This is a genomic window from Mycobacterium sp., assembly GCF_032162605.1.
Lineage (GTDB): Bacteria > Actinomycetota > Actinomycetes > Mycobacteriales > Mycobacteriaceae > Mycobacterium.
This window is the reverse complement of record NZ_JAVROT010000297.1, coordinates 1-11478: the sequence shown is the minus strand read 5'-3', so window position 1 is coordinate 11478 and position 11478 is coordinate 1. Positions and strand designations below refer to the sequence as shown.

At 67.8% G+C, this 11478-nt stretch carries 7 protein-coding genes; all 7 read right to left on the bottom strand.

Annotation, left to right across the window (positions count from 1 at the left end):
* A partial coding sequence (locus QOI01_RS17225) for an acyl-CoA carboxylase subunit beta (protein WP_526382994.1) occupies positions 1-1031 on the bottom strand: 1031 nt, incomplete at its 3' end.
* A 5-nt stretch (positions 1032-1036) separates the two neighbouring features.
* Positions 1037-6436, bottom strand: a complete 5400-nt coding sequence (pks13, locus tag QOI01_RS17220; protein ID WP_526382992.1) for a polyketide synthase Pks13 — start codon at positions 6434-6436, stop codon at positions 1037-1039.
* Positions 6437-6486: 50 nt separating this feature from the next.
* Positions 6487-8376: a long-chain-fatty-acid--AMP ligase FadD32 gene (gene fadD32 / locus QOI01_RS17215; RefSeq protein ID WP_526382990.1), complete on the bottom strand. Its 1890-nt coding sequence runs from the start codon at positions 8374-8376 to the stop codon at positions 6487-6489.
* A 227-nt stretch (positions 8377-8603) separates the two neighbouring features.
* Positions 8604-9617 (bottom strand): carboxylesterase Culp6, encoded by a 1014-nt coding sequence (culp6, locus tag QOI01_RS17210; RefSeq protein ID WP_526382988.1) that lies wholly within the window; start codon positions 9615-9617, stop codon positions 8604-8606.
* A gap of 19 nt (positions 9618-9636) precedes the next feature.
* Entirely contained in the window at positions 9637-10098 is a 462-nt protein-coding gene (locus tag QOI01_RS17205; protein ID WP_526382986.1) for a DUF732 domain-containing protein, read from the bottom strand.
* Positions 10099-10166: 68 nt separating this feature from the next.
* Positions 10167-11027 (bottom strand): alpha/beta hydrolase, encoded by an 861-nt coding sequence (locus tag QOI01_RS17200; protein ID WP_526382984.1) that lies wholly within the window; start codon positions 11025-11027, stop codon positions 10167-10169.
* A 210-nt stretch (positions 11028-11237) separates the two neighbouring features.
* Positions 11238-11478: alpha/beta hydrolase-fold protein (locus QOI01_RS17195; protein WP_526382982.1), on the bottom strand; the 241-nt coding region annotated here is incomplete at its 5' end.

Here is an 11478-nt window from a genome sequence, read left to right as displayed (position 1 = left end):
TTGTCGATGGCGCCCGCGTTGTACATCGGCTGGCTTGCGATCACCCCGACCGGACGACCGTCGACACGCGCGAACGCCGTGATGATCGCCGGACCCGCATTCGAGGCCACCTCGAAGACGTCGCCGTCGTCGAAGATCCGCAACAGGATCTCGTGCATGTCGTAAGCCTGGTTGTCGGAATCCGGCACGATCGAGTCGAGCTCGAGGTCGTGGCTGGTGATCTCCGGTTCCAAACCGGGGTTGACGATCGGTGCGTCGTCGAAGGTGTTGGGCGGCAGGAAGCTGAGGTAGTCGCGCGCGTACTGGAATGCCGCCTTCTCGTCCTCGACGACCTGGTGGATGTTGCCGTACTTGGCCTGGTAGTCGGCACCGCCCAACTCGTCGAGCGACACGTCCTCACCGGTGACGTCCTTGATGACGTCTGGACCCGTGACGAACATGTAGCCCTGATCGCGGACCGCCACCACCAGGTCGGTCTGGATCGGTGAGTACACCGCACCACCCGCGCACTTGCCGAGGACGATCGAGACCTGCGGCACCAGCCCGGACAGCAGTTCGTGGCGACGGCCCAGCTCGGCGTACCAGGCCAGCGATGTCGCCGCGTCCTGGATGCGGGCGCCACCGGAGTCGTTGATGCCGATGATGGGGCAGCCGACCATCGCCACCCACTCCATCAGCCGGGCGACCTTGCGGCCGAACATCTCCCCGACGGTGCCCTGGAACACCGTCTGGTCGTGGCTGAACACGCCGACCGGACGACCGTTGATGGTGGCGTGGCCGGTGACCACGCCGTCGCCGAAGAGCGCGTTCGGGTCACCGGGCGTCATCGCCAGCGCACCGATCTCGAAGAAGCTGCCGGGATCGATCAGGTCGTTGATCCGCGCGCGGGCGCTCGGAAGGCCCTTCTTGGCGCGCTTGGCGACGGCCTTCTCCCCACCGGGCTCCTCGGCCAGCTCCAGCTTCTCGCGGAGCTCGGCCAGCTTCTCGGCCGTGGTGTGCGGGCGGGTCGGTGGGAGTGCTTCTGCGCTCACGTCGCCTACTTCTCCTTCTCGTCCTTCTCGTCCTTCTCGGCAGCCTCGATGCGGTTGATCGCCTCGCTCATGTGCGCGCCGACCTTCGCAATGTACGGCTCGTCGATGGCCTGGATGTGCTCGCCCCCGATGGCCACCACCTCGAGGTCGGAGACGAATTCGCCCCAGCCACCGTCGGGCTGACGAGTGGCGTAGCGCGGCTCGAACTTGATCGCGTCGTCGTGGTAGCGGTCGGCCATGTACAGCGTGACGTGCCCGTCATAGGGCTCGATCTCGACGGTCTCCAGCGCGCGGTTGTCCAGGTAGGACGTTCGCTGGTGCTCGATGATGCCGCCGGGGATCTGCACGCCCGCATTCTGAACCGCGTCCAGCACGAACTGGACCTGCCCCGCGTCGTCGAGGCCCTCGAGCTCCTCGTACGGGATCGGCGGGATCTCCACGTTGAAGTTCTTCGCCGCGAACTCCGCGTACCGGTCCCAGCGCTTGCGGGTCTCCTCCTTCGTCTGAGGAACCTCCTCGCCGGCGCGGACCGTGTCGATGAGGCCGACGAACTGCACGTCGGCGCCATGCTGCCTCAGCCCGATCGCGCAGGCGTACGCGAGCGCGCCGCCCAGCGACCAACCGGTCAGGATGAACGGCTTCTGCTTGCTATCAACCGTCGCTCCGCTCGCCCCAGACCCTTCTCCCGTCGCTCCGCTCGCCCAACCATTGAGCTCCAGCAGCTTCGGCACGTACTGCGCGGCGCGCTCCTGGATGGTGCCCTCGACGCGTTCCAGCCCGATCATCGGAGTGCCCGCGGGCAGGCGCTTCAGCAGCGGTTCGTAGACCACCGTCGAGCCGCCTGCGGCATGGAACACGTACACCGGCACCTCGTCCTCGGACTCGGCCTTCCGGATGGTCCTCACGAAGCCGTCGAGTTCGCCAGCCTCGAGGAATTCGCGCACCGCGGTGGCGAGCTCCTCGATGGTCTGCGCCTTCGTCACGTCGTCGACGGTGATGGTGCCCTCGGCGCGCTCGGTGAGGCGCTGCGCCAGCTTCTGCGCCTCCTCGTCGGAGAGCGAGCGCAGCGGGTTGAAGATGCCGCCGGGCGACTTGCCTGTGACGATCGCCCACGTCGCGAAGGTGACCCGCTCGGCGGCGTCACGCGGGGGCACGTCGGAGTTCAGCGCCTCGGAGATCGCCTTCTGATTGAGCACCTGCGCGGCGCCCGTCAGATTCGGCGTCGTCGGCTGCGCCGTGGGTCCGGCGGGGTTGGTCGGCGGCGGCGGAGGGGCGTCCGGGGTCTTGGCGGGTGCGTCGGCCTCGGCCGACTTCTGGGCGAGCATCTCCTCGAGCTCGGCCACCGTGGTGGCCCCGCCCATCAACTCGGCCTGGGCGGCGGCGATCTCCTCGTCGGTCTGGGTCGTCTGGACGTCCGCGAGCTCCTGAACCTCGTCGCGGTGCTCGATCGCGTACTCGATGAGCTTCTCGACGGCGTACAGGTTGGCGTCCCGCACCGCGGTCAACTGGATGGGCGGCAGGTCGAAGTCGTACTCGACGCGGTTCTTGATCCGCACCGCCATCAACGAGTCCAGGCCCAGCTCGATGAGCGGTACCTCCCATGGCAGGTCCTCGGGCTCGTAGCCCATGGCGCTGCCGACGATCGTGCCCAGCCGTTGGGCGATGGGCTCACCAGAATCCGCCGACCACTTCTTGAAGCCCGCGCCGAGATTCGCGCCGATGGTGAGGTTGTCACTGAGGATCGCCGCGTCGTCGCCTTCCTCGACGGCGGGGGCCGGGGCGGTCGCCGCCACCTCGGTCAGGGCAGCGCCCGCGCCGACGGCCGTCGGCAGGGCAGTCGCCTGGCCGCCGCGGGTCACGATCGCGTCGTAGACCAGCGTGAACGACTCCGCGATGCGCGCGTGCACCTGCACCGTCGCTCCACCGGGGTGGCGGGTCAGCGTCGTCACCAGTCGGGCATCGTTGGCCGGAACCGCGCGCTGCTCATAGGCCGTCAGCTTGGCATCCGGAAGCACCTGCACCGCAGCGGCTTTCACCAGTGCGGCGAGGTCGGCCGTCGCCCGCGGGGCGTACTCCCACACGTGGCGGCCATCAGGGGTCGCGACGTGGCTACCGGGGACGATGTTGGAGCCGTCTCCGGAGAACCTGACGTCGAGCCAGTGCGGCTTGCGCTTGAAGCGCGTGGGCGGGATGTTCGCATACTCGCCGGGCGAAAACAGGGTGCGGAAGTCGAGGTCGTGGCCGAAGGTGAACAGCTGCGCCATGGCCGTGGTCATCGAGTCGACCTCGTCCTGCTTGCGCGCGAGGGTCGCGATGAGCTGCGCGTCGTGCAGTCCGGCGCTGGCCGTCGTCAGGCCAACCTGCATGAGCGCCACCGGGTTCGGCGCCAGCTCGAGGAACGTGGTGTGGCCGTTGTCGACGGCGTTGCGGATGCCGTGCGTGAAGTACACGCTGTGCCGCAGGCCCTTCTTCCAGTAGTCGACGCCGTGGATCGGCTCACCGCCCGCGCGGATGAAGCTGCCCTCGTGCACGGTGGAGAAGTAGGGGGTCTTCAACGGCAGCGCCTCGATGCCCTGCAGTTCGGCCGCGAGCTCGCCGAGCAGAGGGTCCATCTGCTGGGTGTGGCTGGCGCCCTTGGTCTGGAACTTGCGGGCGAACTTGCCCTCGGACTCGGCCCTGGCGATGATCGCGTCGACCTGCTCCGGCGGCCCGCCGATGACGGTCTGCGTCGGGGCGGCGTACACGCAGACCTCGAGGTCGGGGTAGTCGGAGAACACCGTCTTGATCTCGTCGGCGGAGTACTCGACCAGCGCCATCAGCCGGATGTACTCGCCGAACAGCATGGCCTCGCCCTCACCCATCAGGTGGCTGCGCGAGCAGATGGTGCGGGTGGCGTCGACCAGCGACAGACCGCCCGAGAAGTACGCCGCGGCCGCCTCACCGAGCGATTGGCCAACGAGCGCACCGGGTTTCGCACCGTGGGCCTTGAGCAGCTCACCGAGGGCCACCTGGATGGCGAAGATGACCACCTGGGTGGTCTCGATGCCGTAGTCCTGCGAATCGTCGAGGATGAGCTCGACGATGGAGTAGCCCAGCTCGTCCTGCACCAGGGCGTCGACCTTGTTGATCCACTCGGCGAAGGTCTCGTCGCGCAGATACAGGCTCTTGCCCATCTTGCGGTGCTGCGCGCCGAATCCGGCCAACACCCAGACGGGCCCGTTGGTGACCGGACCGTCGGCGGCGAGCACCAGCGGTGTCTGCTTGCCCTCGGCCAGCGCGCGCAGACCCTTGACCGCCTCGTCGTGGTCGTGCGCCAGAACCACTGCGCGCGAACGGCCGTGGTTGCGTCGCGATAGCGAACGGCCGATCGATTCCAGCGAGGACGCCCGGCCCTCTGGACCGTCGATCCAGTCGGCCAGCTCGGCCGCAGTGGCTCGCTTGCGCGAGGTCAAAAAGCCCGAGACCGCCAGTGGAACGACCGGTTTCGCCGGTTCCTCGGCGGCGTCGGCTTCGGCTGCCAGCTCCTCGCGGGCAACCTCGAGCAGGCGCAGCGCCTCGTCGGTCAGGCCGGGCAGTTCCGGTTCGTCGCCTTCCCCGGTGCGGGCCGCGACCATGACGTCGTCGTCTTCTTCGACGAAGTCGCCGTACTCGTCCACCCGGATCCCGCCCACGTACACGGCGGCGGCCTCGTCGTTGGCCGGCGTGACCACGGCGACGTCGGATTCGGGTTCTGGCTCAACGAGATCCGATGGCAGCACCTCGCGCAACACCAGGTGCGCATTCGCGCCGCCGAAGCCGAACCCGGACACTCCTGCGATCGCGTGGCCGCTGTAGCGCGGCCAGTCGGACGTGGCGTCGTTGACCTTGATGTGGATCTTCTCGAAGTCGATGTACGGGTTGGGCCCCGTGTAGTTGATCGAAGGCGGCAACTTGTCGTTGCGCAGCGACAGCGCAACCTTCGCGAGACTCGCCGCGCCTGCGGCCGACTCCAGGTGTCCGACATTGGATTTCACCGCACCGAGCAGCGCGGGCTGGTCAGCGGCGCGGCCCTTGCCGATCACCCGGCCGAGGGCGTCGGCCTCTATCGGGTCACCGAGAATGGTTCCGGTGCCGTGGGCCTCGACGTAGTCGACGGAGCGCGGGTCGATGCCCGCGTCCTTGTAGGCCTTGCGAAGCACCTCGGCCTGGGCGTCCGGGTTCGGCGCAAGCAGTCCGTTGGATCGACCGTCGTGGTTGACCGCGCTGCCTGCGATCACGGCGATGATCTCGTCACCGTCGCGGCGGGCGTCCGCAACGCGCTTGAGCACCAGCATGCCGCCGCCCTCGGAGCGGGCATACCCGTCGGCGTCCTGCGAGAAGGACTTGATCCGGCCATCCGGTGCCAGCACCCCGCCGACCTCGTCGAAGCCGATGGTGACCAGCGGAGTGATGAGCGCGTTCACGCCGCCCGCGAGCACCACGTCGACGTCACCCGCGCGCAGCGCCTTGACCCCCTCGTGTACCGCGACGAGTGACGACGAGCAGGCCGTGTCGATGGCCATCGACGGACCGCGGAAGTCGAAGAAGTAGGACACCCGGTTGGCGATGATCGAGCTCGTCGTGCCGGTGATGGCGTACGGGTGTGCGACCGCGGGATCGGACACCGACAGGAAGCTGTAGTCGTTGTTGGAGGCACCAACGTAGACGCCGACCGAGCCACCGCGCAGGCTGGACGCCGGAATCCTGGCATGCTCCAACGCTTCCCACGTGAGCTCCAGCGCCATCCGCTGCTGCGGATCGATGTTGTCGGCCTCCATCTTCGACAGTGCGAAGAACTCGGAGTCGAAGCCCTTGATGTCCGACAGGTAGCCGCCGCGGGTACGGGCCCTGGCCACCCGGTCGGCGATCCTTGGCTCGTCCAGGAACTCTTCCCAGCGCCCATCGGGTAGGTCGGTGATGGCATCGACGCCGTCGAGCAGGGCCCGCCACATCTCGTCCGGGGTGTTCAGATCACCGGGGAATCTAGTGCCGATGCCCACAATGGCGATGTCGTCGACGTCCTTCGTGCGCGACCAGTCGAAGTCGTCGTCGACAGGGGTTTCGTCCTCTGGATCGCCCTCGACGATCACCGTGGCCAGCGACTCGATCGTCGGGTTCCGGAACACGACTGTGGCGGTCAGGGTGACACCGGTGAGGTCCTCGATATCGCTGGCCATCGCCACGGCATCCCGCGACGAGAGGCCCAGCTCGACCATCGGAGCGGACTCGTCGATGCCGTCGGCGGGCTGTCCGGTGGCGTCGGCGATCCAGTTGCGCAGGTACTCGCGCAGTTCGGCGACCGTCTTGTCGGTGCGGGCCGGCCGGTCTTCGGCTGCCGGAGGCAGCGAATCGGGCGTCGGCTGCGAATTGTCTTCGGTGTCAGTCATGTTCACACTTTCGCCGCCGTGCGGCCTGGTTCGACGAACCGACCGATGGGTCAGTCCGACTGATCGGGGAAGTCGTTCGCGATCTTTCCGCTGCGCAGACTGCCGTCGAGGTATGCCGAACGACAGGCGCGGCGACCGATCTTGCCACTCGAGGTCCGGGGAATCGCGCCTGCCGGAGTCAGCAGCACGTCGCGCACGGTGACGCCGTGACGGACCGCAATGGCGGCCCGGATCTCGTCGGCCACCGGCGCCAGGTCCATCTTGTTGGCGCCTGCCGCGCGCTCGGCGACGATGACGAGTTGCTCGGAGGTGTCATCCGCGTCGCGCTTCAGGCCCGCGTGCGCGTTGTCGAACACCACGTCGGGCAGCTGGTTGGCGGCCACCGAGAACGCCGCGACGAAGCCGGTGCGCAGCGCCTTGCTGGCTTCCTGCGCCGAGTACTCGAGGTCCTGCGGGTAGTGGTTGCGACCGTCGACGATCACCAGATCCTTGACGCGGCCGGTGATGTAGAGGTCGCCCTCGTGGAACGCACCGAAGTCACCGGTGCGCACCCACGTGACGTCGTCGGTCGCACCCTCGGCGTGCGACGGATTGGCCCTGGACTTGAGGATGTTCTCGAACGTGTCCCTGGTCTCGTCCGGCTTGCCCCAGTACCCGGTCCCCATGTTCTGCCCGCTGATCCAGACCTCGCCGATCTGCCCGTCGGGCAGTTCGGTGGCGGTTTCGGCGTCGACGATGGTCGCCCACTCAGCCACGCCGACCTTGCCGGCCGACGCCTGCGCGACGGCAGAGGGCGCGTCCTTTGCGACCTCGACGAAGCGGTACGCGTTGAGCTCCTCGCGGTCGACGTAGACCACCTTCGGCGGCTCGTCCGTCGGGGTGGTCGAGACGAACAGCGTCGCCTCGGCCAGTCCGTAAGACGGCTTGATCGCCTTCGGATTGAACCCGAAAGGGTTGAACGCCTCGTTGAAGCGGCGCACCGTGGCCGCGGAGATCGGCTCGCTGCCGTTGAGGACCGCCTTCACGTTCGACAGGTCCATCGGCGGCTCGCCGTCCTTGGGCACGCCCCGCGCCGCGGCGTGGTCGAACGCGAAGTTCGGCGCCACGGAGATGACGCCACCGGTGTCTTCGTCCTTGCGGGCCATCTCACGGATCCACCGGCCGGGCCTGCGGACGAAGGCGGCGGGCGTCATGAACGTGATGTAGTGACCGACCACGGGCGGGATCATCGCCGTGACGAGGCCCATGTCGTGGAAGAAGGGCAGCCACGTGACACCGCGGTCACCCTCGTCGCCACCGATGCCCTCGATGACCTGAACGATGTTGGTGGCCAGGTTCAGATGGGTGATCTGGACGCCGGTCGGGATGCGAGTCGAACCCGACGTGTACTGCAGATAGGCGATGGTCTCGTGGGTGACCTCTTCCGGCACCCAGGTGGCACCGACGTCGTCGGGCACGGCGTCCACCGCGATGACGCGGGGCCGCTCCTTGGCAGGCCGGCTGCGGAAGAACTTCCGCACGCCCTCGGCGGAGTCGGTGGTGGTGAGGATGGCGGTGGGCTGGCAGTCGTCCAGTACGGCGTGCAGCCTGCCGACGTGTCCGGGCTCGGCCGGGTCGAACAGCGGGACGGCGATCCGGCCGCCGTACAGGACACCGAAGAACCCGACGAGGTAGTCCAGGTTCTGCGGGCAGAGGATGGCGACGCGGTCACCGGGCTGGGTGACCTGCTGCAGCCGGGCGCCGACGGCCTTGTTGCGGGCACTGAAGTCGCGCCAGCTCAGGTTCCGTGCGATGCCGTCGCGTTCGGTGGAGAAGTCGATGAACTGGTACGCGAGATTGTCACCCCGGACCGTCGCCCACTTCTCGACGTGACGGACCAGGTTGCCGTTGTCGGGAAACCGAATCAGGCCGTTCTTCAGGAACGGGTTGTGGATTCCCATTTCACTCCTCTATCTCAGCCGATCTCGCCCCGAAAGCGGGCGACGCCAAACCTCAAGATCGTACCGGAGCGCGGCCGTTCAGCTTCGGACCAACTGCGCAGGACAACCGCCGCGTTTCTCGAGTAATGTTCTTACTTTTCTCTTAATGTTAGGTGACCTCGTGGCGCAGGCCAAATCCGCAGTGGCCACCTCCCGACCGACAACGGTCCAGCAAAGACGGTCTCGGCTCAGCCGTGCTTGGGATGCGGAGCGTTGTCGATGAGGCCATGCGCCCATGCCGCCGTCCACTGCGGCGCGGTCTGCCCGTCGAGTGCCCAGAACTCCGGCGTGTTGTACAGCGCGTGCACCGGCTGGCCCGCCCCTCCGCTGAGTGTCTCCAACGTCTTCGGCAGGTTCACGATCGAGAAGGCGCCCTCCGGCGCCGAGCAGATCAGGTCGCCCGGCCCGCAGATCTGGTTGGTCCGGTCGTTGAGCGCCCCGAAGCCGCCGGGCCGCGGTCCGCTCATCGTCAGGCCGAGCGACGACAGCGTCGGCACTTCCTGCAAAGTGATCTCAGCACCCTGACCCGGAGGGTTGGGGCCGATGTCCTGCCCGACGGAGTCCTGCCTGCGGCCGTCGGCGATCAACGTCACGCCGAGCACCAGATCCGCGTCGACGGGCCCACGGCCGTTGCCGATGTCGCTGGCGATGTCGCCGCCGATGACCGCGCCTTGGGAGAACCCGACGATGACGTAACTCGTCAGCGGGCAGCGGTTGTTCATGTCGGTGAGCGCCTGGATGGCGGCCTTGGTGCCCTCGGCGCGGCTGTCGTTGTACGACATCTGCTGATCCGCCGAGAACGGATTGTGGAACTGCGCGGTGTACGGAACGGTGTACTCGGCCACGCGGTCCTCACCGAAGGCCTGGCGCAGCGGGTTGGTGACGTTCAGCAGCAGCGCGATGGGAAACTGCGTCGGGTTCACGGGGTCGAGCTGCGGCGAGGACTCCCAGGTGCCGGGAATCGACAACACCATCACGTCGGCGCAACTGGCGTCCTGGAACTCCGGTCGCGGCTTGGTCCCCGGCGGCTGGATTCCGGTCGACGGTTGCGCCGTCGGCGGCACCGCGGCCGACGGCAGCTGCTCCGGCTGCCGCATGAAGACCCATAGTCCGACGACTACGAGGGCGACCAGCACCGCCACTGCGCCAGCGGCGGCTAGGGCGAGGACACGGTGGCGCTTGCGTCGGCTTTTCTTGGCCATGAAGTGAGTAGGTCTCCTGCTAGCAGAGGGTGTGGGTGGCGATGCGAATGTAGTCGGCGGTGGCGGAGTTGACCTGACCCGCCGGTGGCGTCACCGACTGGGCGTAGGAATCCCTGACGTCACCGCGCACCATCGGCAGGACGAAGTCCCACACCGCCTGATCGCTCTGGTGTGCGGCCCGAGCCTGGCACACGTACGAGCCGATACTCAAAGCGGACAGCTCACTGGAGGGTTCCACGCCCGCTTCGCTCAAGTCGTCGAGGAACTCGCGCTGCACCGGGGTTACGACCATGTCCGGGTCTTCACCCGGTTCCGCCGCGGGCGGCTGTCCGGACGTCTGCGCGCTGGTACCCGGCGCCGCAGTCTCCGACGGCGGCATCCCGATGGTTGCCATGACGTCGTCGCCCATGCCACAACCGCTGACCACCAAGGCCGCACAGGCCATCACGGCACTTGCCGTTCGCGGTCCACCGAGTTGCACGTCTCCAACGTACCGGCTGGCTTCGACACGACCCGGCAGCCGTTTGCCGAGCGCGGTCGCGGGCGGGCCTACCTGATGGCGGCGGCGAGGTCGCCGGACAGCGCGGCGAGCTGCGGCCCCCAGGTGCCCCAGTCGTGTTGCCCGGAGGTCGAGAAGTCGAAGTGCCCGTTGTGGCCGCCTGCGCTGCGGTACTGCTGGTAGAAGGTGCGGTTGGTCCCCTGCGCCTGATCGCAGTAACCGATCATCGCCGCGGGGTCGGTGCACTCCAACGCGGCCGGGCTGTACACCCACAGCCGGGTGTTGTTGTCGGCCAACAGTTGCGCATGCACATTCGGCGAGTGCCACTTCCACCGTCCGAGCTGTGGCAGGCCCCACATGTTGCGGGTATCCACCCCGCCGAACTGGGCGAGGCCAGCGGTGATCGCGCCATCCATACCGGTGCGCTCCGGCGCCAGGAAGCCGGACATCGAGCCGGCGTAGCGGAACCGGTCCGGGTGGAAGGTCGCCAACGCCATGGCGCCGTACCCGCCCTGCGCCGCGCCAACGGCGCCATGCCCTCCGGGTGCCAGACCCTTGTTGGCTGCCAGCCAGTCCGGCAACTCCTGGGACAGGAAGGTGTCCCACTGCCTGCTGCCGTCCTGCTCCCAATCGGTGTACATGCTCCACGCCCCGCCTGCGGGCGCGGCGACGGAGATGCCCTTGCCGGCGAGGGTGTTCATTGCGTTGCCCGCGGTGACCCAATTGCTGACGTCTGGTGCGGCGTTGAAGGCGTCCAAGAGGAAGACCGCGTGCGGACCACCGGCCTGGAAGGCGACGGGGATGTCGCGGCCCATCGCGGCCGAGGGCACCATCAGGTACTCGACGGCTGCGGCCCTCGCGACGTGGGGGCTGGCTACCCAAAGGCCGACGGCAAGAGTGAGTGCGCACATCGTCCGACCCCAGCTTGATACGCACCTCCGCCGCGGGCGCGCCGATAGCAGCCTCATACCCACCTCACCAATCTGTCGGTTGCCTGAGCGCCCCGTCGGGCCGGTTGTAGTGAATCACATCACGATGACGGGCCGCGCCGGAAACGAACGACGGCGGCGACCCTCGAGAGGATCGCCGCCGACCGTTCGACCGCTTTTGCTACGTCCGGCTCAGGTAGCCGCGGGAGTGGCTCCTAGAACCCGCTGGATGTCGGGCTTCATCGCCTGCAGTTGCTGGCCCCAGTAGCCCCAGTCGTGCGTACCGGCGTCCGGGAAGTTGAACACGCCGTTGTTGCCGCCCGCAGCGAGGTAGTTCTGCTGGAACGTCTTGTTGGTGCGCAGCGTGAAGCTCTCGAGGAACTTGGCGGGCAGGTTGTTGCCGCCCAGCCCGCTCGGGGTGCCATCGCCGCAG

Bases quoted from the DNA above. Each gene is read 5' to 3' on its own strand.
- fadD32 (WP_526382990.1), bottom strand. From the start codon at position 8,376: ATGGGAATCCACAACCCGTTCCTGAAGAACGGCCTGATTCGGTTTCCC.
- QOI01_RS17200 (WP_526382984.1), bottom strand. From the start codon at position 11,027: ATGTGCGCACTCACTCTTGCCGTCGGCCTTTGGGTAGCCAGCCCCCAC.
- culp6 (WP_526382988.1), bottom strand. From the start codon at position 9,617: ATGGCCAAGAAAAGCCGACGCAAGCGCCACCGTGTCCTCGCCCTAGCC.
- pks13 (WP_526382992.1), bottom strand. From the start codon at position 6,436: ATGACTGACACCGAAGACAATTCGCAGCCGACGCCCGATTCGCTGCCT.